Here is a 23,961-nt window from a genome sequence, read left to right as displayed (position 1 = left end):
AAGAACGGACGCGCGATCTTGACGGCGTTGACATCGGGTGCCATTGCGAGCCGCGCGCCGAGCATCTGGCGGAGACGGCCCTCGGCGGCGGACGCCGGTGCCGGTGCGCACTCGCTGCGAAACGCCTCGCCCGTGCGCAACGGGGGAGTCTTGGTGCACAGCGCGGCGGCTGCACGCCTCGGGGCCCGCGGGATCGCCCGGGGCTCGCCGAGGACCACCGGCTGCGGGCGCGCGAGCGACGAGCACTCGGGGCACCATGCCGACTGTCGGCGCACCCGACCAGGGCGCTCGCGCTGCTCCGTCGGGGTCGCCGCGAACCGATGGCCGACGCGGCACTCCCAGCAGAGCAGTACGTCTGCGGCCAGCGGCACCTGCGAGAGGGTGATCCCGCCGTTCAACTCGGGGTGATACTGCCGGATCAGTTCCGGATAGGCCGCCCAGGCTGTCCGGTAGGTGCCCACCTCGTAGGGCACCGCCCGTCCCTTGGAGAACTGGCGCCCTGCCGCGCCCGTGCGTGACAGACTCGGACATGGGTGATATCCCGGAAGGCAGGAGCAGCCATGGCACAGCGGATCGTCATCAGCGGAGCATCCGGACTCATCGGCACGGCGTTGGCGGCGTCGCTGCGCGAGGATGCCGTCGACGTCACCACTCTCGTCCGTCGGCCGCCGCGGCGTGCCGGTGAGGTGCAGTGGGCGCCGGGCGAGCGAGACCTCGACCCGAAGGTGCTCGCCGGCGCCTCTGCGGTCGTCGCTCTGGGCGGCGCGAGCGTGGGACGCCTGCCATGGACGCCCGGCTATCGGCGTGAACTCGTCCGATCGCGACTGACCACGACCCGCACGATCGCGACCGCCGTGCGCGCCCTGGGAGCCGACGCCCCGGCCCTCGTGTCGGCTTCGGCCGTCGGCTACTACGGATCTGCGCCCGGCGCGACACTGACCGAGGCCTCCCCGGCAGGCGACACCTTTCTTGCCGAGCTCTGCGTGCGCTGGGAGGACGAGGCCGCGCGGGCGGGTGATCATGCGCGGGTCGCACTGCTGCGTACGGCGCCGATCATCCACCGACGCGGCGTCCTGAAGCCGCTGATCCAGCTCACGCGCTTCGGGCTCGCCGGTCCGATCGGGCCGGGGACCCAGATGTGGCCGTGGATCTCTCTCGACGACGAGGTGCGCGCCATCCGACACATCATCGATCGGCAGCTCGTGGGGCCGGTGAACCTCACCGGCCCCACACCGGCCTCCGCGAACGACATCGGCAGGGCGCTCGCCCGCAGGATGCGGCGTCCGTTCTGGCTCCCGGCTCCGGCCTTCGCTCTGCGCCTCGCTCTCAGCGCCGCCGCGGCCGACTCGCTGCTGGTGTCTGACGCCGATGTGCGCCCTGCCGCGCTCGAGGCATCCGGCTTCACGTTCCGTCACCGCACCGCGGAGTCGGCGGTCGACTCCGCTCTCTGACACGCGCGCCGATCACCCTGACCGCGTGGATGAGCACTGCGGTCAGTGGGCGTGCGGGTCGACACGATTGAGTGTCGCGACGACCTGGGCGTAGTCCCCGCGGGCCTCGCCGTAGCGCAGGAACTTCACGCTCTCCACCTGGATCTCGGTCGCTTCGGGCTGGGCGTCGATGAGTCCGATCACCTCGGACACGAAATCGTCGAGCGGCATCGCGAACTCGTTCGTCTCGTGCCCGGGCATGAGAGCCGTGCGCACGGCCGGCGGCTCGAGTTCGACGACCCTCACCGTCGACCCCGCGAGCTGCAGTCGCAGCGATTCGCTCAGCATGTGGATCGCCGCCTTCGTGGCGTTGTAGGTGGGTGTGGCGCGCAAGGGAGCGAAGGCGAGTCCCGACGACACGGTCATGATCGTCGCGTCCGGCCTCGACCGCAGGTGGTCCATGAAGGCCGCGATCAGGCGGATCGGGCCGAGCAGATTGGTCGTCACCGTCGTCTCCGCGGTCTCCAGCATGCTCTCGGGATGAGTCCAGTCCTCGGCCCGCATGATGCCGGCCATGGTGATGAGGACGTTGAGGGCGGGATGCTCGTCGAGCACGATGCGCGCGGCGTCGCGGATGCTCCCGGCATCTGTCGTGTCGATCCGCACGGTGCGGATGCCCGGGTGCTCGGTCGAGATGCGCTCGAGGAGCTCGGCTCGGCGCCCGCCGACGATGACCGTGTTGCCCCGTTCGGCGAGACGCTGAGCGAGCGCGAGTCCGATGCCGCTCGTCGCCCCGGGAATGAAGATGGTGTTTCCGCTGATGTTCATGATTCCACCCTCGGTGTGCGCCGCGAATCGCTCCAGAGACGGGTCATCCAGGGATCGGCGATCCCTGGATGACCGAGGGTGGGCGCGGGATACTTCTCGAATGGACAGAGATGCGCTGGCGGAGTTCCTCGTTCGGCGGCGGGAGCAGCTGCAGCCCGGCGATGTGGGGTTGAGCGACGGCGTGCGCCGGAGGACCCCGGGGCTTCGTCGTGAAGAGGTCGCTCAGCTCGCGGCGATGTCCACCGACTACTACTCACGGCTCGAGCAGCGCCGGGGGCCGCAGCCCAGCATCCAGATCGTCGGCTCCCTCGCGCGGGCGCTGCGGCTCACCCCCGACGAGCGTGACTACCTGCACCGGGTGAGCGGTCACAGCGCGCCGGATCGTGCGGTGTTCACGGACTACGTGCATCCCGGGATGCTCCGTGTGCTCGACCGCCTCGACGACACCCCGGCATTCGTGGTCTCGGTCCTCGATGAGGTGCTCGTCCAGAACGACGCGGCGCGTGCGCTGCTCGGCGATGCGAGCGCGCTCGAGGGCCTGGATCGCAGCGGCATCTACCGCTGGTTCGTGTACCCGGACGAGGAGCGCCGACGATATCCGGAATCGGCGCACGAACGGCACAGCCGTGTGCACGTGGCCTCGCTGAGGGCCGCATACGGAGCGCTGGGCGACGCGTCGCGCGCGGGAGAGATCGTGCGCGAGCTGATCGCGCGCAGCCCGGAGTTCGCCGAGCTCTGGGCGGTGCACGAGGTCCGTCGGCGGTTCGAGCTGCACAAGGTGCTGATCCATCCCGAACTCGGCGAGATCGAGGTCGACTGCCAGGCGCTGTTCACCGAGGACGAGTCGCAGGCACTGGTCGTGCTCACCGCAGCACCCGGGAGTGAGGCGGCGAGCAAGCTCGAACTGATCAGGGTGCTCGGAACGCAGCGCGTCTGACCGGCACCCAGCACGACACCCGGGAACGATAGTCGGCGAACTCGGCGCCGAACCGGTCTTCGAGGTCGGCCTCCTCGAGCGGTCGCACCACGGAGTTCCAGATCACCGAGCCGCACAGGGCGTATGCCACGACCAGCCAGGAACCGAGGATGAGGCCCACAGCGACCCCCTGAGCGATGCCGGCGACCGCCATGGGGTTGCGCACGTGGCGGTAGGGACCTGCGACCACGAGGCGACGAGCCATCTGCGAGGGCAGGGGAGTTCCCTCTCCCTCGACCGACATCGACACGGCCGACCACACGCCCAGAGCGGTCGCCGCAGCGAGCAGGACGATGCCGATGACACGCACGGCGAGGGGGACGTCGATGCTCAGCATCCATCGCGATTCGACGAACGAGATCCCGAGCGGCAGGACGAGCAGGAAGGTCCCCCAGAAGAACACCGTCTGCAGACCTGTGCGCGCGAGGATCCGACCCTTTCCGACGGTCGCCGACGTGCGGAAGGCGAAGGGTCCGGTCACGAGCCATTCGACCGGCGCGCGGCCGACCTGCATGACGATGCCCGCGCCGAGGCTCGCTGCGCCCGCGAGCACCATCAGCAGCGCGCCCCACCCGGCAGTCGTCGTCGCGGTCGCGTAGACGACCATCCCGACCGCGACGAGCAGTGTCCAGGGCACGACGACCCACACCGCCCGGCGCAGACCGGCGGCGGCCAGAGTCGACGCGACCACGAACAGCGGGATGTCGACCGTCGCGATCGGGGCGACCGGCAGATCGCCGAGGGTCGCGATGCGCACCGCATCCGACAGGAACACGGCTGTCCACCACGCTGCGCCGGCCAGTGCCTGGATGCCGAAGTACGCGCGTGCCGTCAGAGGAATGACCCGGATCCCGGCGACGACGAGCATCCCGTCAGTCTAGGAGCGGCGGAGGTGTCGTCGACGAACGCGCCGCACTCGGCGACTCGGACTCAGGACTCCTCGTGCGTCGCGGGGTCCCCGTCGAACAGTCGACCGTCGGCGCGTCCGAGCGCCGTGATCGCCTCGACCTCTGCGGCGTCGAGGTCGACCGCGCCCGCGGCGAGATTCGACTGCTGGTGCTCGAGCGATGCGGCCTTCGGAATGGCGACCGTCTCGCGCGCGACGTGCCAGGCCAGAACCGTCTGCGCCGGCGAGATGCCGTGAGCGGCGGCGATCTCCGTGATCACGCGCTCCTCGATCAGCTCCTTCGCTCGGCCGAGCGGGCTCCATGCCTCCGTGAGGATGCCGTGCTCGCGGTGGTACGCGAGCTGCTCGTCCTGGGGGAAGTACGGATGAACCTCGATCTGGTTCACGACCGGCCGAACGCCCGTCTCGCGCTCGATGCGCTCGAGGTGCTCGGGCAGGAAGTTCGAGACGCCGATCTGTCGGACCACGCCGCGCTGCTGCGCCTCGACCAGAGCCTCCCATGCCTGCACGTACTCGTCCTGCGAGGGGTTCGGCCAGTGGATGAGGTGCAGATCGGTGGCGTCGAGTCCGAGCCGGGAGCGGCTCTCCTCGATGCTGGCCCGCGCCTTCAGCCGGGCATGGTGGCGGCCCGGAAGCTTGGTGGTCACGATCAGCTCGGACCGATCGACGCCCGCTGCGGCCACCCCGCGGCCCACGGATCCCTCGTTCTCGTAGTTGAATGCGGAGTCGATGAGGCGATAACCGGCACCGATCGCCGTCGCCACGGCATCGGCACCCGCGTCGCCGTTCAGCGCATAGGTTCCGAATCCGAGGGCGGGCAGGGAGAAGCCGTTGTGAGCCGTGAAACGAGGAAGAGCCGTCATGGCGCCAGCGTACGCTGGAGGCATGACGGGAGCGCAGAACATGGCGTCCGATGACAGGATCCGCGACGACTCGGCGCGTTGCCCGTGCGGATCCGGCGACGTGCTCGGTGCATGCTGTGGTCCGCTGCTCGACGGTGCACCGGCGTCGACCGCTGAACGCCTGATGCGCTCGCGGTACACCGCTTTCGCGCTGCGTGACGCGGACCATCTGCGAGCGACCTGGCATCCGTCGACGCGCCCGAGCGACATCGATCTCGACGACGACCTCGAGTGGCGACGTCTGGTCATCGTCGACCGTGTGGGCGGCGGTCCTTTCGATCGCGAGGGCGTCGTCGAGTTCGAGGCCTTCTGGCGGCAGGGCGATCGACGAGGATCGCTGCGAGAGCGGAGCCGCTTCTCACGCGACGACCGTCGGTGGTTCTACGTCGACGGCGAGATCGGGTGATGGCTCCGCCCTCGCAACGGGTAGATTTGAGAGCGTGAACGCCAGCCCCGAACACCAGCGCATCCTGCTCGACGTCGCCGACCTGGACCGGCGCATCGCGCAGGCCGAGCGAGCGCGGACCAAGCCTGCTCAGGCCTCTCGCATCGCCGAGCTCGTGGCCATCCGGCAGGAGCAGCTGCGTGAGCTCACGACGCTCACGGGCACCCGCGACGATGCGCGCACCGAGCTGAAGCGTCTCGAGTCCGACGTCACCCTCGTCGAGCAGCGTCGGACGCGTGATTCCGAACGGCTCGCCGCGGCGACGAACGCCAAGGAGGCGCAGGCCCTCGAACACGAACTCGCCAGCCTGGCCAAGCGTCAGAGCGACCTCGAGGACATCGAGCTCGCCGTGATGGCGCGGGTGGAGGATGCCGATGCCGCAGTCGCCGCGCAGCAGGCCCTGCTCGACGTCACGACGTCCGAAGGCAGCGCCCTCACCTCGCAGGCCAAGGCCGATGTGGCGGCGGCGACAGAGCTCGGTTCGCAACTCGCGCGCGATCGTCAGGCCGTCACTGAATCGCTTCCCGCGCCGCTCCTGGCCGAGTACACGCGGCGTGCGGCGAACAGCGCCGGCGCCGCACTTCTGACCCGCGGAACCTGCGAGGGATGCCGGATGCTGCTGCCCGGAACAGACCTGAACGACATCCGCCGTGCGGCATCCGATGCTGTCGTCTCCTGCCCCGAGTGCGGGTGCATCCTGGTGCGCACCGAGGAATCGGGACTGTGACCCTCGCGCCGCGCGCGTTCGGGCGGTGACGCGGAAGCCGTCGACGGAACGTCGTGTCGCGCTTCTCGCCGTCGACCGACGTGGCTATGCCGCGGTCGAGCTCGATGACGACGACTCCGAGCTGGAGAGGGTCGATCTGACGACCGCTGACATGCCCGCCTGGGTCGCGGCGCAGGAGGCCGCGAATCCGCCGAGGTGGGTGATCCGCAGTGCGCGCGAGATCTATCCCGCGCTGCTCGATCAGGGTGTGCTCCTCGGCCGCTCCCACGACCTGCTGCTCTGCCATGCCGTTCTCCGAGACACCGACCGGGTCGCTCGACCGCTGGCGCCGTCGGCGTCATGGGTGCGCCGCGAGCCCGCCGACGACGCGCCGACCCTGTTCGACGTCATCGAGCAGAGCGATTCCGGTGATCCGGTGGGCGACGCGCTCGCGCAGTACCGCGAGCAGCGGCGGGTGCTGCGAGACGGAAAGGACGGTCGACTCACGCTGCTCACCGCCGCGGAGTCCGCGGGCGGTCTGATCGCCGAGGAGATGCGCGCCGCAGGCCTGCCCTGGAACGAGTCGGTGCACGACGCCATCCTCACCGAGATCCTCGGCACGCGTCCCGTCGCGGGTGGCGCTCCGAGCCGGATGGTCGCCGAGGGCGACCGGGTCAGGGCCATCCTGAGCGACCCGACCTTGAATCTCGAAAGCCAGCCGAAGCTGCTGCGCGCTCTGCATCGGGTGGGGGTGCAGGTCGAGTCGACCGGCAAGTGGGAGCTCGCACAGCACAGCCACGCCGTGGTGCAGCCCCTTCTGGCGTACAAGCAGCTCTCGCGCCTGCTCAGCGCCAACGGATGGGCGTGGCTCGCGGAGTGGGTGCGTGAGGGGCGCTTCCGGCCCGTGTACATCCCCGGCGGTGTCGTCACCGGACGCTGGGCATCAGCCGGAGGCGGTGCGCTGCAGCTGCCTCGCACTCTGCGTGCCGCGGTGCGTGCCGACGAGGGCTGGACGCTGGTGGTCGCCGATGTCGCGCAGCTCGAACCGCGCATGCTCGCGGCGATGGCCGGAGACCGGGCCATGGCCCGTGCGGCGCAGGGCAAGGACCTGTACGCCGGTGTCGTCGAGTCGGGCGCGGTCGGCACGCGGGAGGAGGCGAAGTACGCCGTGCTGGGCGCGATGTACGGCGCCACGACGGGCGACAGCGGCAGACTCGTCCCTCGGCTCCGCAAGGTCTACCCACGGGCCATGGCGCACGTCGACAAGGCCGCCCGCATCGGAGAGGACGGGGGCGTCGTGTCGACGTGGCTCGGCAGATCGTCGCCCCGGCCGTCGGTCGAGTGGGAGAGCCTGCAGGCACACGCCACGGATGCCGAAGCCGATGCGGCCGACGTCGCGGTCGCACGGCGCCGTGCTCGCGAGTGGGGCCGGTTCACGCGCAACTTCGTCGTGCAGGGGACCGCGGCCGAGTGGTCGCTGATCTGGCTCGCCGAGATCAGGCATCGTCTGCAGCGACTCCCCGAGGCCGCGCGACCCGCACCGGCATCCGGTGCCTTCGCGACCAGGGCTCACCTGGCGTTCTTCCTGCACGACGAGGTCATCCTCCATGTGCCGCACGAGCAGGCGGATGCTGCAGCGGATGCGGTGCGCGAGGCGGCGGCCGTCGCCACTCGGCGACTGTTCGGCGAGTTCCCGATCGACGTTCCGCTCGACCTTCGCATCGCGGAGTCGGCGGAGAAGTGACGCCCGCGTAGACTGGCAGGGCGAATGGGTCGACTGGACGGTCGCGTGGCGGGCAACCGCACCGAGGAACGTCCGGGCTCCTCAGGGCAGGACGGTGGGTAACACCCACCCGGAGTGATCCGCGAGAAAGTGCCACAGAGAGCAGACCGCCCCGCAAGGGGTAAGGGTGAAAGGGTGGTGTAAGAGACCACCGGGGGCCGTGGTGACACGGCCCGCCAGGTAAACCTCGTCCGGAGCAAGGTCAGACAGAGGATGATGACGCGGCTCGCCGAGTCCTCGGGTAGACCGCTAGAGTGCCACGGCAACGTGTCGCCGAGAGAGATGGCCGTCGAAGGGGCGAAGAACCCCGGAACAGAACCCGGCGTACAGGTCGGCCCATTCGCCTCAGACATGACGAAGGCCCCGCTGACTCAGCGGGGCCTTCGTCATGAGCGGGGTCAGTCGCCGGCGAGCGATGCCGCGCCGATGATGCCCGAGTTGTTGCGGTGGATCGCCGGGACGATCGGGGTCTTGAGGTCGAGCAGGGGAAGGAAGTCTCCCGCGTTCTTCGACACGCCGCCGCCGACCACGAAGAGGTCCGGGCTGAAGAGGAACTCGATGTGCGAGTAGAACGCCTGCAGACGCTCGGCCCACTCGGCCCAGGAGAGTCCTTCGCGCTCGCGTGCCGACGTGGCGGCGAACGTCTCGACCGACTCGTACTTTCCGAAGTTGAGGTGTCCGAGCTCGGTGTTCGGCAGCAGGACGCCGTCATACAGGAAGGCGGATCCGATTCCCGTGCCGAGGGTGGTGAGCAGCGTGAAGCCGCGCACGTCGCGCGCCGCGCCGTGGCGGGCCTCGGCGACGCCGGCCGCATCCGCGTCGTTCACGAAGACGATGTTGCGACCCAGACCGTCGCGGAAGAAGCGCTCGGCGTCGAAGTCGATCCATTCCTTCGAGACGTTGGCGGCCGAGAGCGTCTTGCCGCGCTTCACGATGGCGGGGAACGCCACACCGAGCGGAAGAGTCGAGTCGTGCACGTCGAGCGTCTTGAGAACCGTCTGCACGGCCTGCAGCACATCCTGGGGAGAAGCGCCCTCAGGAGTGGGGACGCGCACCCTGTCGGATGCCATGGTCCCGTGCTCGAGGTCGACGATGCCTGCCTTGATACCCGTGCCGCCGATGTCGACGCCGATCGCTTTTGCCATGATCGATAGCTTAGCCAGGTGCTCCGCGCCAGTAGGATCGATGACATCACGTGATGAAGGGGATCTGCCATGTCGAACGGCGATGAGAAGTACTGGTACAACCTGGAGACCGGTCAGGTGGAGTTCGGCATGATCTCCGCATCCGCCGATCGTGTCGGCCCCTTCGACACGGAGGCCGAGGCCTCTCGGGCACCCGAGAAGCTCAAGGAGCGCTCTCGCGCCTGGGCCGATGAGGAGGCCGCCGAGAGCGGCTGGGACTCCGGAATCGGCAAGGGCGCAGAGTGACGATGGACAAGCAGAGGGATTTCGTCCTCCGGACGATCGAAGAGCGTGGCGTCAAGTTCGTGCGCCTGTGGTTCACCGACGTGATCGGCACGCTCAAGTCCGTGGCCATCGCGCCGGCCGAGGTCGAGGGCGCCTTCGCCGAGGGCATCGGCTTCGACGGCTCCGCGATCGAGGGGCTCACCCGCAGCTACGAGTCGGATCTGCTCGCCCAGCCCGACCCGACCACCTTCCAGACACTGCCGTGGCGCGGAGAGATCGACCCGACCGCGCGCATGTTCTGCGACATCACGACACCCGACGGTCGCCCGGCCGTGTCCGATCCCCGGCACGTGCTCAAGCGCACGCTCGCGAAGGCCGCCGACGCGGGATTCACGTTCTACACGCACCCCGAGATCGAGTTCTACCTGCTCAAGTCGTCGTCGTTCGGGCCCGAAGGGCCGGTTCCGGTCGACTCCGCGGGCTACTTCGACAATGTTCCCGGCGGCACGGCGCACGACTTCCGTCGCCGCTCGGTGCGCATGCTCGAAGACCTCGGCATCTCGGTCGAGTTCAGCCACCACGAGGGCGGTCCCGGTCAGAACGAGATCGATCTGCGCTACGCGGATGCGCTCACGATGGCCGACAACGTCATGACGTTCCGCACCGTGATCAAAGAGGTCGCGATCGAGCAGGGCGTGTATGCGACGTTCATGCCGAAGCCCCTCAGCGGTCACCCCGGCAGCGGGATGCACACGCACATGTCGCTGTTCGAGGGCGAGCGCAACGCGTTCTACGAAGAGGGCGCCAAGTACCAGCTCTCGAAGACCGGCCGTCACTTCATCGCCGGGCTGCTGCGTCACGCCAACGAGATCTCCGCGGTCACGAACCAGTTCGTGAACTCCTACAAGCGACTCTGGGGTGGCGACGAGGCACCGAGCTTCGTCACCTGGGGGCACAACAACCGCTCCGCGCTCGTGCGCGTGCCGATGTACAAGCCGAACAAGGGCGGGTCCTCGCGTGTCGAGTACCGCGCTCTCGACTCGGCGGCGAATCCGTATCTCGCATACGCGCTCATGCTCGCCGCGGGCCTCAAGGGCATCGAGGACGAGTACGAGCTCCCGCCCGAGGCCGAGGACAACGTGTGGTCGCTGAGCGACGCCGAGCGGCGTGCTCTCGGCTCCGCCGCGCTGCCCGCGAGCCTCGACCACGCTCTCGAGTACATGGAGACGTCGGAGCTCGTCGCCGAGACTCTGGGCGAGTCGGTCTTCAACTACGTGCTGCTGAACAAGCGCAAGGAGTGGGAGGCCTACCGTGGCCAGGTCACGCCGCTGGAGCTGAAGAACAACCTCGAGCTGCTCTGACACGCGCGCATGGCCCGCACTGACGATTCGGTCTCCCTCTCGGCGCTGGCCAGACTCGGGTTCGCCGAGCTGAGCGATGCGGCGGCGAACCTCGCTGAACTGGCCGGCCTGCTCGGTGTCGACCGAGCGACTGTCCTCGACGGAGCGGTGGCCGCCGATCCCGATACCGCGGTCGACGGGATGCTGCGGGTCGCACGCCGAGACGCGGCGCCCGTGGCGGCGCTGTTCTCGGATGCCGACGCACGGCGCAGCGCATGGCGGGTCTTCGGTGCGTCGACCGGCTTCGCGGACTTCTTCCTGCGGCATCCCGGGGAGATCTCCGTGCTGGCGGAGCCGATGCGGGCGCTTCCCTCAGCCGACGAGTTGCGCCGCCGCCTGCTCGATGCGGTCGGCGCCCACGAGGGCTTCGCGGCATCCGGAGACGACGCCGCGGTGGTGGCCCTTCGCGTCGCGTATCGCCGCAATCTGGCCGCGATCGCGGCCTTCGACCTCGCCGCGCACAATCCCGTGATGGTCCTGGCAGATATCGCCGCGGCGCTGGCCGACATCGCGGGGGCTGCGCTCGAGGCGTCACTCGCGGTCGCCAGGACGCGTCTGTCCGACACGCTGCGCCGTGAGCAGGTCGCCGCGACGCAGCTCGCCGTGATCGGCATGGGCAAGGCCGGAGCGCGCGAGCTGAACTACGTCAGCGATGTCGACGTCATCTTCGTGGGAGGCACCGCCGATGAGGAGGTCGTCGACGAAGCGCGGGCGATCGACATCGCGACACGCCTCGCGCGCGAGACCATGCGGGGCCTCAGCGGGATCGAGGTGGAACCCCCGCTCTGGGAGGTGGATGCCGCGCTGCGCCCCGAGGGCAAGCAGGGAGCTCTCGTGCGTTCGCTCTCGTCGCACCTGGCGTACTACGACCGATGGGCGAAGAGCTGGGAGTTCCAGGCGCTGCTCAAGGCACGGCCGCTCGCCGGCGACCCGGCTCTGGGCGCCGAGTACATCGCTGCGGTGCAGCCGAAGGTGTTCTCCAGTGCCGCCAGGGAGAACTTCGTCGACAGCGTGCAGCGCATGCGCGAGCGGGTGATGGAGTACATCGACCCGGCGGACGCTCCGTACCAGCTCAAGCTCGGCTCGGGCGGACTCCGCGACATCGAGTTCACCGTGCAGCTGCTGCAGCTCGTGCACGGGCTCACCGATCCGCGGCTGCGCACGCGCGGCACCCTGGAGAGTCTCGACGCGCTCGTCGACGGCGGGTACATCGGCCGCGCCGAGGCGGGGACGTTCGCCGACGATTACTGCATCCTCCGCGTCATGGAGCACCGTCTGCAGCTGCGAGAGCTGAGTCGCACTCATCTGATGCCGCGGACCCCTGCAGGACTCCGTGTGCTCGCTCGGAGCTCAGGGCTCGCCGACTCCGGTGAGGCGATCTGGGCCCGGTGGGAGAGCGTGCGCCGCGAGGTGCGCGACATCCACACGAAGCTCTTCTACCGCCCTCTCCTCAGCGCCGTCGCGTCGCTGCCGGAAGAGGAGCGGACGCTCTCGACCGCCCAGGCGCATGACCGCCTGATGGCGATCGGCTTCCGCGACCCCGCGGGGGCGCTGCGGCACATCGGCGCACTCACGACCGGACTCAGCCGCAAGGCGACCATCCAGCGCCATCTCATGCCCGTCATGGTGCGCTGGTTCGCGGACGGCAGCGACCCCGACTACGCGCTGATCGCCTTCCGGCGGATCAGCGAACGGCTCGGCGACACTCCCTGGTTCCTGCGCATGCTGCGCGACTCCTCGGGAGCCGCCGAGAGCCTGACGCGGCTGCTGTCGTCGTCGCGCTATGTCGGCGAGCTCATGGAGTGGATCCCGGAATCCGTGGCCTGGCTCGACAGCAGCGATCTCCTGCGGCCCCGCAGCGGCGCGGCGATCGACGAAGAGGCGCGGGCCATCCAGACGCGTCACGAGACGATCGGCGGCGCTCTGCAGGCCGTGCGCGCCCTGCGGCGGCGCGAGCTGCTGCGCACCGCGATGGGAGGTGTCCTCGATGTTCTCACGATCGAGGAGATCGCGAGGTCGCTCACGGAGATCACGGAGGCGACCATCCAGGCGGCGCTCCGCGCCGTGCGGCGCGAGATCGTTCCCGTCGAGGACGACGCCATGGACTTCGCGGTGATCGCGATGGGGCGATTCGGGGGAGCGGAACTCGGATTCGGCTCCGACGCCGACATCCTGTACGTGTACGACGCGAACGGCGTCGACCCCCAGCGCGCGCAGTCGCTCGCGACGCGAATCGTCGCCGGACTCCGCGAGCATCTGACCGACCATCGGGTGCCTCTCGACCTCGACGCCGACCTCCGCCCCGAAGGGCGCAACGGACCCGTGGTGCGCACACTCGACGCCTACGCCGAGTACTACCGACGCTGGTCGCTGTCGTGGGAGGCTCAGGCGCTGCTGCGGGCTCGAGGTGTCGCCGGCAGCTCCAAGCTCATCGCCCGCTTCACCGAGCTCGCCGACAGCATCCGCTATCCCGCGGCGATCGATCTGCAGGGCTCGCGCGAGATCAAGCGCATCAAGGCACGCGTCGAGGGGGAGAGGTTGCCTCAGGGCGTCGATCCCCGACGTCACCTGAAGCTCGGACCCGGCACCCTGAGCGATGTCGAGTGGCTCGTGCAGCTGCTGCAACTGCAGCATGCGAACGAGATTCCCGCGCTGCGGACCACGTCGACCCTCACCGCTCTCGACGCCGCCGTGGAGGCCGGATTCGTCCCGCCGGAGTCGGCGGAGCTGCTCCGCGATGCCTGGCTGCTGTCGAGCCGTCTCCGCTCCGCGATCACGCTGTACACGGGCAAGACCAGCGACGTCCTGCCGACAGATCCTCGTGACCTCGACGCCGTGGGCCGGCTGCTCGGATACCCGGACCGGTCGGCGAGCGTGCTCGACGACGACTACCTGGGAGTGACACGTCGCGCGCGCAGAGCGTTCGAGGACCTGTTCTACGGGTGACACACGGTCGACCGCCGCGGCGATCACGGGCGCGTCGTTTGCCTTTTCGGCCCCTGTCGCACAGGCTGAGCGCATGACGATCTCGAAGCTCGGTGTGATCTGGAACCCGTCGAAAATCGACGAGGACAAGCTGCGCGCCGCCGTGTCCGACACCTTCACCTCGGAAGTGGAGTGGTGGGAGACCAGCATCGACGATCCGGGCCGCGGAATGGCCGAGCTCGCCGTCGAAGCGGGCTGCGATGTCGTGGTCGCCGTCGGCGGTGACGGAACCGTGCGCGCGGTCGCCGAAGCCCTCGCAGGCACGGAGACGGCTCTGGGCATCGTCCCTCAGGGCACGGGGAATCTCCTGGCGCGCAACCTCGAGATCCCGCTCAACGACATTCCCGCGGCGCTGAAGCGGGTCCGTGACGGCGAGCCCACGAAGATCGACGTCGGGTGGGTCGATCACGACGGCACCGAACACGCGTTCGTCGTCATGGTCGGGTTCGGCATCGATGCGCAGATGCTCGTCGAGACGGATGACGACCTCAAGGACAAGGCCGGGTGGCTGGCCTACGTCGAGGCGATGGGGCGTGCCCTCGCGGGCACCGAGATGACCGACATCACGGTGACCCTCGACGACGGCGACGCGCAGGAGATGCGCGGCCACACCATGCTGATCGGCAACTGCGGGATGGTGCAGGGCGGCATCCGCCTGCTGCCCGATGCCGTGCTGGACGACGGTCTGCTCGACATCCTGCTCGTCAGTGCGGACGGTCCGTTGCAGTGGCTCGACACGATGCGCTCCTTCGTCTGGGAGAACGGCATCCGTCGCATCCTCGGCAGCGTCGACGAGGCCGTGAGCACCGATTCGACGCGGCACATCTCTGCCGAGCGCGCCACGATCGAGCTCGCGTCGCCGCTGGCATTCGAGATCGACGGTGAAGAGGTCGGCGAGGTCACGAAGTTCACGGTGCGGGTCCAGCCCGCCGCGCTCACCGTTCGCTGAGGGTTCCCGGCGGCACGACCTTGCTGTCCTGCGTCGGGAAGACGACCTTCTGAACGATGATGATGATGCTGGCCGCGACCGGGATGGCGACCAGTGCGCCGAGGATCCCGCCGAGTGCACCACCCGCGACTGCGGCGATGACGACGAGCGCGCCGGGAACGGCCACTGCCTTGTTCATGATGCGCGGAGACAGGACGTACGCCTCGATCTGCATGTACACGAGGTAGTAGACGAACGCGATCAGGGCGGTGACAGGGCTCACGATCAGACAGATCAGCGAGTTGATGATCGAAGCGCTCAAGGTGCCCACGAGCGGGATCATCGAGCCGATGAAGGCGATCAGGGCGAGCAGAGCGGGCACCGGTGCACCGATGATGCTCAGGAAGATCAGGCTCAGGACGCCGTTGACGAGCGCGAGACTGGCCTGACCGATCACATACCGCCCCACCGCGCCCGAGACGTCGTCGAGGAGGCCGCTGAACGTGTCGCGCTGGTAGGCGGGCACGAATCGCGCCGCGACGCCCTTCATGCTGCGCAGCGACGCCATGAAGTAGAGCGTGAGGATGAGCACGATCGTGACGCCGGTGAATCCGCCGGCGATCCCTGCACCGACCGCGAAGACTCCGCCGCCGATGTCGGCGAGGTTGCCCGGATCCTGCAGGAACGACAGGACCCCGTTCGCCGCGTCTTCGAACGTCGACCCGAACTGAGCGTTGAGGTCCTTGAACCAGGCCGACGCCATGATGTCCTTGACCATCTGCGGGCCGTTCTCGATCAGGTTCGCGACCTGCTCCACGAGAATCGGCACGATCGCCAGGATGATGCCCGCGAAGGCGAGCACGACCCCGGCGACGACGATCGCGACGGCGGCCGGACGCGGGAGCTTGCGCTCGAGGAAGGCGACGATCGGGTCGAGGCCGAGAGCGAGGAAGATCGCCACTCCGATGTAGACGAGTACGGTCGCGAGCTGATTGACGATCCCGCCGAGCATCAGTGCCACCAGCACGCCGAGAGCGCCGAGGAGGCCGTACATGAACGGGTTGATGCGAGCTATCGCCGCGGCTGCGGTCTTCGGCTGCGCCGGGGGAGTCTCGGAGGTGAAGACCCTCTTCGACTGCGGCTTGTCGTGCTTGCGGCGCATTGCGGCCCCCACTGTTTTCGATCGGACCCCTCAGTTGACCAGTCGCACAGGGCGAAAGCAAGCGCGACACGGTCACGCGCGGTTGCGGGGTGCGTCGCGCGTGTCCGTGGCCTGTGTCATCGTTCGTCCATGGAGACGATCACGCTGCGCCCCTGGTCGGCCGATGACATCGGTCTGCTTCGGCTGGCGAACACCGCCAAGATGACAGCCCATCTGAACGGCCCCGAAACCGAGGAGCAGCTGGCGGCACGCAGCGCCCGGTACCTGCGCCTGCGGGTGACCGGCGAAGCGCGGATGTTCGTGATCGAAGATGACGCGACACAAGCGGTCGGGTCCATCGGCCACTGGAAGAGTGAGTGGCGGGATGAGCCGGCGCTGGAGACGGGATGGTTCGTCGTTCCCGAGGCGCAAGGACGAGGGATCGCGTCGCGCGCCCTGCGCCTGCTGATCGATGACGCTCGTGTCCATCGAGACGGACGTCGATTCCTGACCGCGTTCCCGTCGGTGACGAATCCGGGCTCCAATGCGCTCTGCCGTCGTGGTGGCTTCGAGCTCGTCGGCTCGATCACCGAGACCTTCCGAGGCGCAGAGCTGACGATGAACGAGTGGGTGCTCGACCTCGAGACCGAGCGGTAGCGTGGCGTGCACGCCGACCGAGGGAGTCATTCATGACGGGGACAGCCCCATGACACGGGTCGCAGGCATCGCCTCGTGGTCTGCCACGGCGGGACTGCTGCTGATCGGTGCGACGGGAGCGCTGATCACCGCGGACACCTGGTCGACCTGCATGGGCGACCAGGCGACGGAGCCGTGTCTGCGCACAATGGATCAGCCGGGGCATCTCGTGCCCCTGCAACTGCTCTGACTGGCCGCGCTCGGCCTGTGCGTCCTGACGCACGGCGAAGGCCCGGTCCCGCGCTTTCGCACGGAACCGGGCCTCGTCAGGGTTTGGATCAGACGCCGTAGTACAGCTCGAACTCGAACGGGTGCGGGCGCTGGGCCATCGGCAGGATCTCGTTCTCGTACTTGTAGGAGATCCAGGTCTCGATGAGCTCCTCGGTGAACACGCCGCCCTCGAGCAGGAACGCGTGGTCCTGGCGCAGGGCCTCGAGCGAGTCCAGCAGCGAGTTCGGCACCTGGGGGATGTTCTTGGCCTCCTCGGGCGGCAGCTCGTAGAGGTCCTTGTCGACCGGCTCGTGGGGCTCGATGCGGTTGCGGATGCCGTCCAGGCCCGCCATGAGCTGTGCGGCGAACGCGAGGTACGGGTTGCCCGAGGCGTCAGGCGCGCGGAACTCGATGCGCTTGGCCTTGGGGTTGGAGCCCGTGATCGGGATGCGGATCGCGGCGGAGCGGTTGCCGGCCGAGTAGACCAGGTTGACCGGAGCCTCGAAGCCCTTGACCAGGCGGTGGTAGCTGTTCAGCGTCGGGTTGGTGAACGCGAGCAGTGCCGGGGCGTGGGCGAGGATTCCACCGATGTACCAGCGGGCGATGTCGCTGAGCTGGCCGTAGCCGGCCTCGTCGTAGAACAGCGGCTTGCCGTCGCTCCAGAGCGACTGGTGCGTGTGCATTCCCGAGCCGTTGTCGCCGTACAGCGGCTTCGGCATGAACGTGGCGGTCTTGCCCCACTGGTCTGCCGTGTTCTTGACGATGTACTTGAACTTCAGGATGTCGTCGGCCGCGTGCACCATGGTGTCGAAGCGGTAGTTGATCTCCTGCTGACCCGCGGTGCCCACCTCGTGGTGCGAACGCTCGAGGATGAAACCGGCGTCGATCAGCTTGAGCGTGATGTCGTCGCGCAGGTCGGCCGTCTTGTCGACGGGGGAGACGGGGAAGTAGCCGCCCTTGTACGGGGTCTTGTTGCCGAGGTTGCCGCCCTCTTCCTCACGGCCGGTGTTCCACGCCGCCTCTTCCGAGTCGACCTTGTAGAAGCTCTCGCCGGCGGTGACCGAGTAACGGACCTCGTCGAAGATGTAGAACTCGGCTTCGGGAGCGAAGAACGCGGTGTCGGCGATGCCGGTGGACGCGAGGTACTTCTCGGCGTTCTTGGCGACCTGACGCGGGTCCTTCGAGTAGATCTCGCCGGTGCGCGGGTTGTAGATGTCGAAGATCATCACGAGGGTGCTGGCCTCGCGGAACGGGTCGATGTACGCCGTCGTGACATCGGGGATGAGCTGCATGTCGGACTCGTGGATGCTCGCGAAGCCGCGGATCGAGGAGCCGTCGAACAGCTGTCCGTCAGTGAAGAAGTCCTCGTCGACGGTGGAGGCGGGGATGTTGAAGTGCTGCTGGACACCAGGGAGGTCGGTGAATCGGATGTCAAGGAACTTGACGTCGTTCTCCTTGATGTAGGCGAGCACCTCGGACGAATCTTTGAACATGTACGACTCCTGGATTGCGGATCGATGGCTTCACGGCCATTGTGCACAGTACGTGCAGGGCGTTACCCCACGGTATCGACTTTGTTTCGGGGATGTTACGCGCCGGTAGGCTTATGACGTGACGGATGCCGCTAATACGTACCCCGGAGAACGACTCGGAATGCCGGAGGCGGGACCCGGAAGCATCGCCCGCCCGGGGCGCCGGATCGGGGCTCTTCTGATCGACTACGCCGCGGCGACGATCATCGCGACGGGATTCCTCGGCTTCGATCAGTTCGCGCTTCCCAGCGAGGCGGGTCTCACGCAGTTCGCTCCGCTGGCGGTGTTCGCGCTGCTGCAGATCCTGTTCATCCCGACCGCGGGCGGAAGTCCCGGTCACCGCATCCTCGGCATGAGGGTCATCCGATTCTCGGGCGGCTGGGTCGGCGTCTGGCGGCCGATCGTCAGGACGCTCCTGATCGTCGTGGTCATCCCCGCCGTCATCTGGGATGCGGATCAGCGCGGGCTGCATGACAAGGCATCCGGGCTGGTGCTGATCCGGGCCTGAGCGGACGGATCAGTCCTTGCCGCGATTGCGCCGTCGCGCCTCACGCGGCGCGCGACCCCCGACGAACGACCGCGCCGGGTCGACGACGTAGCCCTGGCGCAGCGCCTCGCGCCCGATCAGCATGCGGAAGCCCATCTCGTCGCGGTTGCTCAGAGTGACCTCGGCGAGCACCTCGCGGTCGTAGAGACGGATGAGCAGCTCGACGACATAGCGTCGCTGTGCATGGCCCGAGGAGCTGCGCACCTCGCGCCGATCGTGCACGGGCGACTCGACGACGACCGAGTCCTCCTGGCTGTCCTGCCAGGGCTTGACCTGGAATCTCACCCACGACGCGCCGTCGCGCTCGAACTCGTGGATGTCGAAAGCGTGCAGCGAAGAAGTGCGTGCTCCCGTGTCGATCTTGGCTTTGATCCAGTCGACGCCGAGATCGGGCAGGCTCACCCATTCTCGCCACCCGATAAGAGTGTTTGAATGGGATGACTTGCTCACCCGACCATCCTGGCAGGAAATCCCCGTGAAGATCGCAGTGCTCTCCCGTGCGCCGCAGGCGTACTCCACCCAACGACTGCGCGCGGCCGCGTTGCAGCGCGGCCACACCGTCAAGGTGCTCAACACGCTGCGATTCGCGATCGATCTCACCGCAGACGAACCCGACCTGCACTACCGCGGACGTCAGCTCAGCGACTACGACGCGATCCTCCCGCGCATCGGCAACTCCATCACGTACTTCGGCACGGCCGTGGTGCGGCAGTTCGAGCAGATGGACGTCTACACGCCGAACACGGCGAACGGCATCTCCAGCGCACGCGACAAGCTCCGCGCCAACCAGATCCTCTCCCGACACAACATCGCGATGCCTCCCACCGCGTTCGTGCGCAACCGAGCCGACGTGCGCCCCGCGATCGAGCGCGTCGGCGGTGCGCCCGTCGTCATCAAGCTGCTCGAGGGCACCCAGGGCATCGGCGTGATCCTCGCGCCTCAGGTCAAGGTCGCCGAGGCGATCATCGAGACGCTCCACTCGACCAAGCAGAACGTGCTGATCCAGAAGTTCATCTCCGAGAGCCGGGGCCGCGACATCCGCGCCCTCGTCGTCGGCGACCGGGTCGTCGCGGCGATGCGTCGCTCGGCTGCGGGCGACGAGTTCCGCTCGAACGTGCACCGTGGCGGCTCGGTCGAGGCCATCGAGCTCGACCCGGTCTACGAGCGCGCCGCCGTGCGGTCCGCCCAGATCATGGGCCTGAGGGTCGCCGGGGTCGACATGCTCGAGGGCGAGGACGGCCCCCTCGTGATGGAGGTCAACTCCTCGCCGGGGCTGCAGGGGATCGAGACGGCGACCAAGCTCGACGTGGCCGGGGCGATCATCGACTACATCGCCGGTCAGGTGGCATTCCCCGAGATCGACGTCCGCCAGCGGCTCACGGTCTCGACGGGCTACGGCGTCGCCGAGCTGATGGTGCACGGCGCCGTGGACCTCGTCGGGAAGACCCTGGGCGAAGCGGGGCTCTGGGAGCGTGACATCACGGTGCTGACCCTGCACCGTGGAGTCAGCGTGATCCCGAATCCCCGCAAGCACGTCGTGCTCGAGGCCGATGACCGTCTGTTCTGCTTCGGCAAGCTCGACGAGATGCGATCCATGATCCCCGAGCGTCGTCGGCGCCGCGCCAAGGTGCGCCGGCTCCCGCGTCAGCCGCTCTCCGAGTGAACGACGAAGCGCGGCCGCCCTCCGAGGAGGGCGGCTTCGTGCGTGCGGGTGGTCGGGATCAGCGCGGACGCTGAGCGCGGACCTTCGTCGGGTCGATGCCCTTCGGGATCGGAAGCGACGAGATCGACTGGGACACGGATTCGATGCGACGGAGCACCGCGCCCATGGTCGCCTTGTCGATCGCCTTCGGAAGCTTCTTGATCGTCTTCGCGAGGTCGGCGATGCGCAGGTCGTCTTCGCCGGTGCCGACGTAGAGGACGGTGACCGGCACGCCGTGGGCGACACGAGCGGCCTTGCTGCGCTCATCGTTCACCAGTCGCGTGAGACGGCCCCGAGCGCCTTCACCGACCACGACGACGCCACCGCGACCGACGGTGCGGTACACAGCGTCCTGCGTCTTCGGGTTGATGCCGACAGGGGCATCGGTCGCTGACCAGTGGCGGCCGAGGCTGGTGCTCATGACATGCCCGGCCGCGCCGGGCCTGCCTTCGATCTTCTGGTACATCGCAGAGGTCGACAGTCGGGTCATGAGGAACATCGACCCGAGCACGCCGACCATGAGTCCGGAGATCGCCCAGAGGATGAGCGTCCAGATCTGGAAGGGCGGGATGAGGTAGCCGACGATGAGGCCGAGGAGCACACCCAGCACCAGCAGGGCGATCTGAGCCCAGGGAAGCCACGGGTACACCTCACGGGTGAACCTGAAGAGGGACTTGATCTGGGAGAAGAACCCGGGGCGCTTCTCGGGCGCGGGCGTGCGGTTTGCCATGCTTTCAAGAATACCGATTGCCCGGGGTCTTCATGACCTCGTTCGCGTGAGGCGGATTCGCCTCGGCGGCAGTGCTTCTGCACCGGGCGGACCTCGCAGCGAATCGGCGCACATTCGTGCGGAGTGCCACTGCCCCCGCGCCGGAGACGGTGGGATGGGCGGATGCGCATTGCGGACGTTCATCATGACACCACCATGCTGGTGCCGGGTGCCCACAGGGTCATCCGGCTCCTCGATGTCGACGAAGGGCCTTTCGCGGGTGCCCTCGTCACGGACCGTGAGTCTGTGGCGGTGCTGACGGATGCCGACGCTCTCAGCGGATGGGCGGGGTGGGCGCACGCGGGCGACGAGCATGTCGCGGGTCCGCTGGACGTCGTACGCCGCGGCGACGGACATGACGTGCTGCTGCCCTGGTGCACCGAGCGCGTCGCCGTCTTCCTCGGGCGCCGCGAGGCCGTCGCAGAGATCCTCTCCGCGGGGGAGGTGAGCACGCTCGTCGGCAGCCTGCTGCGCGGCCTCGACGAGCTCGGACGCTCGCCCTCGGCCACCGAGACCGGAGAGTGGTGGCTCTCCGACCGTGGACGCCCGCTGTTCGTCATCGGTCAGGGCGACGATGCGCGCATGGCGGCGGCGGCACTCATCGACCGAGTTCAGAGGACCACGGTCGATCGCACCTCGGCGAGACTCCTGGCGTCGATCCGGGAGGGGCTGCAGAAGGACGCCCAGCGACCGGGCGCGCCCACCCGCCGGCTTCAGCTCTGGGAGGGCGAGCTCTTCGCGATCGCCGCCCCGCGCCCACTGCGACGAGACACCCATGCTCCGGAACGGGCACGAGACAACGAGATGGCCCGCAGCCTGCGGGCGGCGCCCATCGAGACCCGGCGCGATGCGCGAGCGGCAGCGCGGGGGATCGAGGCCGCGGAGCGGTCGGGAGTCGTTCATACGGTGCGTCTCGCCACGATCGCATCGGTACGCGTGATGACGCGATGGATCGCTCGCTGTCGCTCTCGGTTCGTCACGTCGGGTCGCCGGATGACAACCGACCACGCGGCACCCCAGAGCGCCCACCGCCGGGGTGAGGGCGTTGAGCGGGCATCCGTCCGTCCCCTGCGCCGCTTCGTCGTGGCGGGCGCAGTGGGGGCCCTGATCCTCGCAGGTGGTCTGCTCTGGCCCGGCGGTGCGACGGGCGAAGCCCCCGCCGCGGACGGTGCAGGGATGAAGAACGACGGGCGCGATGCGGAGGTCACTGCGGAACCGGGGCGCGATGAGGCGACGCCGTCACCCTCGACGCCCGCTCCGCAGGCGACGACCGCCGACAATGGGCCGGGGGACTCGAGGCCCGACGTTCCGGATCTCGAGGATCCAGTGAGTGCAGCACCGGCGCTGCTGTCGGCGGTGCACGACTGTGCAGAACAGGGTGATCAGGCGTGTGTCGAGGCCGTCGCTCCGGGATCTACGGCGGTGCGCGACATCCTCGCCACCGAGAACAGGGGGTCTCGCGCACAGCAGGTGCAGGTGTCGCTCGTCGATGAGTACGGCGACGTCGCTGTGGTGCGGGTCTCGCCTGTCTCATCCGGTGAGACCGCATCGCCGTCGAGCGGCCAGAGGATGCTCGTGCTCGTCCGACCGGAAGAGAAATGGCTGGTCCGCGACGCCTACGACGTCGCGGACCAGCCAGGGTGATGCTGTGTCGGTCAGGCTCCGAGCTGAGCGGCGAACTGCGCCGACTCGAGGCGGGCCTTGACGGCGCCCAGGAAGCGCGCGGCGTCCGCACCGTCGATGATGCGGTGGTCGTACGAGAGTGCGAGATACACGTACGAGCGGACGGCGATCGCGTCAGCCCCGCCGACCTTGACCAGACCCGGGCGCTTGACGACGGTACCCGTGCCGAGGATCGCCGACTGCGGAAGGAACACGACGGGGGTGTCGAACAGCGCGCCACGCGAACCGGTGTTGGTCAGCGTGAACGTTCCACCGGCGAGCTCGTCGGGCTTCAGCTTGTTGTCGCGGGTGCGGGCAGCCAGATCGGCGATCTCGTGAGCGATCTCGGCGATGTTCTTCGACGCCGCATCGCGCAGCACCGGCGTGAGCAGGCCACGCTCGGTGTCGACCGCGATCGACACGTTCTCGGACTCGGGGTAGACGATGTTCTCGCCGTCGACCGTGGCATTCACGATCGGGAAGGCGCGAAGCGCCTCAGCGGCTGCGAGAGCGAAGAACGGCAGGAACGACAGCTTGTCGCCGGTCTTCTCGAGGAACGAGCCCTTGACGCTGTCGCGGTACTCGGCGAGAGCCGTGACGTCGACCTCGACGACCGTCGTCAGCTGAGCGGTCTGCTGCATCGACTCCACGGCACGCTTGGCGAGCACCTTGCGCAGTCGCGACATCGGCTGCGTGGTTCCGCGCAGCGGCGACGTCTCGAGCGGCGCAGGTGCTGCCGGCGCAGCCGACGCGGGCGCCGAGGTGGCGGTCTCGGCAGCCTTCAGCACGTCTTCCTTGCGGATGCGGCCGCCGACTCCGGTTCCGGTCACGCTCGCGAGGTCGACGCCCTGCTGAGAGGCCAGGCGGCGAACCAGCGGGGTGACGTACAGGTTGTCGCTCTCGGTGGGCAGCGACAGCTTCTGCTCGGACTGTGCGGGAGCGGCCGGAGCCTGAGCTGCTGCGGGGGCCGGTGCTGCTGCGGGAGCGGGAGCTGCTGCGGGAG

The 23,961-nt window shown here is 68.5% G+C and carries 24 protein-coding genes and 1 other RNA gene; 15 read left to right on the top strand and 10 right to left on the bottom strand.

The window, feature by feature from the left end:
- Window positions 1-473 (bottom strand): zinc-ribbon domain-containing protein (locus RTM68_RS08190; protein WP_312169937.1); only part of this gene is annotated, 473 nt, incomplete at its 3' end.
- An 87-nt stretch (window positions 474-560) separates the two neighbouring features.
- On the opposite strand from RTM68_RS08190, the gene RTM68_RS08185 reads away from it, so the two are divergent.
- Window positions 561-1,451 (top strand): TIGR01777 family oxidoreductase, encoded by an 891-nt coding sequence (locus RTM68_RS08185; RefSeq protein WP_312169936.1) that lies wholly within the window; start codon window positions 561-563, stop codon window positions 1,449-1,451.
- Between the two features lie 42 nt (window positions 1,452-1,493).
- Here the strand turns inward: RTM68_RS08185 and RTM68_RS08180 are convergent, their stop codons facing one another.
- Entirely contained in the window at window positions 1,494-2,258 is a 765-nt protein-coding gene (locus RTM68_RS08180; RefSeq protein ID WP_312169934.1) for an SDR family NAD(P)-dependent oxidoreductase, read from the bottom strand.
- 100 nt (window positions 2,259-2,358) lie between these two features.
- On the opposite strand from RTM68_RS08180, the gene RTM68_RS08175 reads away from it, so the two are divergent.
- On the top strand, window positions 2,359-3,195 hold the full coding sequence (locus tag RTM68_RS08175; RefSeq protein WP_312169932.1) for a helix-turn-helix transcriptional regulator: 837 nt from the start codon (window positions 2,359-2,361) through the stop codon (window positions 3,193-3,195).
- Here the strand turns inward: RTM68_RS08175 and RTM68_RS08170 are convergent.
- Together RTM68_RS08170 and RTM68_RS08165 are read right to left on the bottom strand one after the other, a co-directional pair.
- A complete protein-coding gene (locus RTM68_RS08170; protein WP_312169931.1) occupies window positions 3,167-4,102 on the bottom strand; it encodes an isoprenylcysteine carboxylmethyltransferase family protein in 936 nt (311 codons plus the stop codon). The genes RTM68_RS08175 and RTM68_RS08170 overlap by 29 nt on opposite strands.
- 62 nt (window positions 4,103-4,164) lie before the next feature.
- Window positions 4,165-5,004 carry an aldo/keto reductase gene (locus tag RTM68_RS08165; protein WP_312169929.1) on the bottom strand — a complete coding sequence of 280 codons (840 nt, stop codon included), beginning with the start codon at window positions 5,002-5,004 and terminating at the stop codon, window positions 4,165-4,167.
- Between the two features lie 22 nt (window positions 5,005-5,026).
- Between RTM68_RS08165 and RTM68_RS08160 the strand changes: the two genes are divergently transcribed.
- The 4 genes from RTM68_RS08160 to rnpB all read left to right on the top strand — a co-directional run bounded on the left by RTM68_RS08160 (window position 5,027) and on the right by rnpB (window position 8,320).
- Window positions 5,027-5,449 (top strand): YchJ family metal-binding protein, encoded by a 423-nt coding sequence (locus RTM68_RS08160; protein ID WP_312169927.1) that lies wholly within the window; start codon window positions 5,027-5,029, stop codon window positions 5,447-5,449.
- A gap of 34 nt (window positions 5,450-5,483) precedes the next feature.
- Window positions 5,484-6,215, top strand: a complete 732-nt coding sequence (locus RTM68_RS08155) for a C4-type zinc ribbon domain-containing protein (RefSeq protein WP_312169925.1) — start codon at window positions 5,484-5,486, stop codon at window positions 6,213-6,215.
- Window positions 6,216-6,240: 25 nt separating this feature from the next.
- Window positions 6,241-7,938, top strand: a complete 1,698-nt coding sequence (locus RTM68_RS08150) for a bifunctional 3'-5' exonuclease/DNA polymerase (RefSeq protein WP_312169923.1) — start codon at window positions 6,241-6,243, stop codon at window positions 7,936-7,938.
- Between the two features lie 25 nt (window positions 7,939-7,963).
- Window positions 7,964-8,320: RNase P RNA component class A (gene rnpB / locus RTM68_RS08145), an RNA gene on the top strand.
- Between the two features lie 55 nt (window positions 8,321-8,375).
- Here the strand turns inward: rnpB and ppgK are convergent.
- A complete protein-coding gene (gene ppgK, locus RTM68_RS08140; protein ID WP_312169922.1) occupies window positions 8,376-9,122 on the bottom strand; it encodes a polyphosphate--glucose phosphotransferase in 747 nt (248 codons plus the stop codon).
- Window positions 9,123-9,191: 69 nt separating this feature from the next.
- On the opposite strand from ppgK, the gene RTM68_RS08135 reads away from it, so the two are divergent.
- The 4 genes from RTM68_RS08135 to RTM68_RS08120 all read left to right on the top strand — a co-directional run bounded on the left by RTM68_RS08135 (window position 9,192) and on the right by RTM68_RS08120 (window position 14,720).
- Window positions 9,192-9,407, top strand: coding sequence for an SPOR domain-containing protein (locus RTM68_RS08135; protein WP_241795390.1), 216 nt, complete (start codon window positions 9,192-9,194; stop codon window positions 9,405-9,407).
- Window positions 9,408-9,409: 2 nt separating this feature from the next.
- Window positions 9,410-10,747 (top strand): type I glutamate--ammonia ligase, encoded by a 1,338-nt coding sequence (gene glnA / locus RTM68_RS08130; protein ID WP_312169920.1) that lies wholly within the window; start codon window positions 9,410-9,412, stop codon window positions 10,745-10,747.
- 9 nt (window positions 10,748-10,756) lie between these two features.
- Window positions 10,757-13,732, top strand: a complete 2,976-nt coding sequence (locus tag RTM68_RS08125; protein WP_312169919.1) for a bifunctional [glutamine synthetase] adenylyltransferase/[glutamine synthetase]-adenylyl-L-tyrosine phosphorylase — start codon at window positions 10,757-10,759, stop codon at window positions 13,730-13,732.
- Between the two features lie 73 nt (window positions 13,733-13,805).
- The gene (locus tag RTM68_RS08120) at window positions 13,806-14,720 is read left to right on the top strand and encodes a diacylglycerol kinase family protein (protein ID WP_312169917.1); all 915 of its coding nucleotides are present in this window, start codon (window positions 13,806-13,808) and stop codon (window positions 14,718-14,720) included.
- Here the strand turns inward: RTM68_RS08120 and RTM68_RS08115 are convergent.
- Complete coding sequence (locus RTM68_RS08115; RefSeq protein ID WP_312169915.1) at window positions 14,707-15,861, bottom strand: AI-2E family transporter; 1,155 nt, start codon at window positions 15,859-15,861, stop codon at window positions 14,707-14,709. The two genes, RTM68_RS08120 and RTM68_RS08115, sit on opposite strands and share 14 nt — an antisense overlap.
- Before the next feature lie 129 nt (window positions 15,862-15,990).
- Here RTM68_RS08115 and RTM68_RS08110 point away from each other — a divergent pair, with 129 nt between their 5' ends.
- Complete coding sequence (locus tag RTM68_RS08110) at window positions 15,991-16,497, top strand: GNAT family N-acetyltransferase (protein WP_312169913.1); 507 nt, start codon at window positions 15,991-15,993, stop codon at window positions 16,495-16,497.
- Window positions 16,498-16,546: 49 nt separating this feature from the next.
- The gene (locus RTM68_RS08105) at window positions 16,547-16,726 is read left to right on the top strand and encodes a hypothetical protein (RefSeq protein ID WP_312169912.1); all 180 of its coding nucleotides are present in this window, start codon (window positions 16,547-16,549) and stop codon (window positions 16,724-16,726) included.
- Between the two features lie 88 nt (window positions 16,727-16,814).
- On the opposite strand, the gene glnA (RTM68_RS08100) is transcribed toward RTM68_RS08105, so the two are convergent.
- Entirely contained in the window at window positions 16,815-18,239 is a 1,425-nt protein-coding gene (gene glnA, locus RTM68_RS08100) for a type I glutamate--ammonia ligase (protein ID WP_312169910.1), read from the bottom strand.
- 160 nt (window positions 18,240-18,399) lie between these two features.
- Between glnA (RTM68_RS08100) and RTM68_RS08095 the strand changes: the two genes are divergently transcribed.
- Window positions 18,400-18,786, top strand: a complete 387-nt coding sequence (locus RTM68_RS08095) for an RDD family protein (RefSeq protein ID WP_194764049.1) — start codon at window positions 18,400-18,402, stop codon at window positions 18,784-18,786.
- A gap of 9 nt (window positions 18,787-18,795) precedes the next feature.
- Here the strand turns inward: RTM68_RS08095 and RTM68_RS08090 are convergent, their stop codons facing one another.
- A complete protein-coding gene (locus RTM68_RS08090) occupies window positions 18,796-19,275 on the bottom strand; it encodes an ATP-dependent zinc protease (protein WP_308220688.1) in 480 nt (159 codons plus the stop codon).
- A 25-nt stretch (window positions 19,276-19,300) separates the two neighbouring features.
- Between RTM68_RS08090 and RTM68_RS08085 the strand changes: the two genes are divergently transcribed.
- Window positions 19,301-20,488 carry a RimK family alpha-L-glutamate ligase gene (locus tag RTM68_RS08085; RefSeq protein ID WP_194764021.1) on the top strand — a complete coding sequence of 396 codons (1,188 nt, stop codon included), beginning with the start codon at window positions 19,301-19,303 and terminating at the stop codon, window positions 20,486-20,488.
- A gap of 58 nt (window positions 20,489-20,546) precedes the next feature.
- Here the strand turns inward: RTM68_RS08085 and RTM68_RS08080 are convergent, their stop codons facing one another.
- Complete coding sequence (locus RTM68_RS08080) at window positions 20,547-21,257, bottom strand: DUF4191 family protein (RefSeq protein ID WP_312169905.1); 711 nt, start codon at window positions 21,255-21,257, stop codon at window positions 20,547-20,549.
- A 162-nt stretch (window positions 21,258-21,419) separates the two neighbouring features.
- Here RTM68_RS08080 and RTM68_RS08075 point away from each other — a divergent pair, with 162 nt between their 5' ends.
- Window positions 21,420-22,940 (top strand): hypothetical protein, encoded by a 1,521-nt coding sequence (locus tag RTM68_RS08075; protein ID WP_312169904.1) that lies wholly within the window; start codon window positions 21,420-21,422, stop codon window positions 22,938-22,940.
- 11 nt (window positions 22,941-22,951) lie between these two features.
- Here the strand turns inward: RTM68_RS08075 and RTM68_RS08070 are convergent.
- The coding region (locus RTM68_RS08070; protein WP_312169902.1) for a 2-oxo acid dehydrogenase subunit E2 at window positions 22,952-23,961 on the bottom strand (1,010 nt) is incomplete at its 5' end.

Source organism: Microbacterium sp. (assembly GCF_031988965.1).
Classification (GTDB): domain Bacteria; phylum Actinomycetota; class Actinomycetes; order Actinomycetales; family Microbacteriaceae; genus Microbacterium.
Note: the sequence above shows the minus strand (reverse complement) of the source record. Positions and strands in the feature narration are given on the sequence as shown.

Coding starts and splice junctions, on each gene's coding strand:
- RTM68_RS08165 (WP_312169929.1), bottom strand. CDS start 5,004: ATGACGGCTCTTCCTCGTTTCACGGCTCACAACGGCTTCTCCCTGCCC.
- RTM68_RS08135 (WP_241795390.1), top strand. CDS start 9,192: ATGTCGAACGGCGATGAGAAGTACTGGTACAACCTGGAGACCGGTCAG.
- RTM68_RS08170 (WP_312169931.1), bottom strand. CDS start 4,102: ATGCTCGTCGTCGCCGGGATCCGGGTCATTCCTCTGACGGCACGCGCG.
- RTM68_RS08180 (WP_312169934.1), bottom strand. CDS start 2,258: ATGAACATCAGCGGAAACACCATCTTCATTCCCGGGGCGACGAGCGGC.
- RTM68_RS08115 (WP_312169915.1), bottom strand. CDS start 15,861: ATGCGCCGCAAGCACGACAAGCCGCAGTCGAAGAGGGTCTTCACCTCC.
- glnA (WP_312169910.1), bottom strand. CDS start 18,239: ATGTTCAAAGATTCGTCCGAGGTGCTCGCCTACATCAAGGAGAACGAC.
- RTM68_RS08120 (WP_312169917.1), top strand. CDS start 13,806: ATGACGATCTCGAAGCTCGGTGTGATCTGGAACCCGTCGAAAATCGAC.
- RTM68_RS08125 (WP_312169919.1), top strand. CDS start 10,757: ATGGCCCGCACTGACGATTCGGTCTCCCTCTCGGCGCTGGCCAGACTC.
- RTM68_RS08175 (WP_312169932.1), top strand. CDS start 2,359: ATGGACAGAGATGCGCTGGCGGAGTTCCTCGTTCGGCGGCGGGAGCAG.
- RTM68_RS08185 (WP_312169936.1), top strand. CDS start 561: ATGGCACAGCGGATCGTCATCAGCGGAGCATCCGGACTCATCGGCACG.
- RTM68_RS08105 (WP_312169912.1), top strand. CDS start 16,547: ATGACACGGGTCGCAGGCATCGCCTCGTGGTCTGCCACGGCGGGACTG.
- RTM68_RS08160 (WP_312169927.1), top strand. CDS start 5,027: ATGACGGGAGCGCAGAACATGGCGTCCGATGACAGGATCCGCGACGAC.
- ppgK (WP_312169922.1), bottom strand. CDS start 9,122: ATGGCAAAAGCGATCGGCGTCGACATCGGCGGCACGGGTATCAAGGCA.
- RTM68_RS08080 (WP_312169905.1), bottom strand. CDS start 21,257: ATGGCAAACCGCACGCCCGCGCCCGAGAAGCGCCCCGGGTTCTTCTCC.
- RTM68_RS08075 (WP_312169904.1), top strand. CDS start 21,420: ATGCGCATTGCGGACGTTCATCATGACACCACCATGCTGGTGCCGGGT.
- RTM68_RS08110 (WP_312169913.1), top strand. CDS start 15,991: ATGGAGACGATCACGCTGCGCCCCTGGTCGGCCGATGACATCGGTCTG.
- glnA (WP_312169920.1), top strand. CDS start 9,410: ATGGACAAGCAGAGGGATTTCGTCCTCCGGACGATCGAAGAGCGTGGC.
- RTM68_RS08095 (WP_194764049.1), top strand. CDS start 18,400: ATGCCGGAGGCGGGACCCGGAAGCATCGCCCGCCCGGGGCGCCGGATC.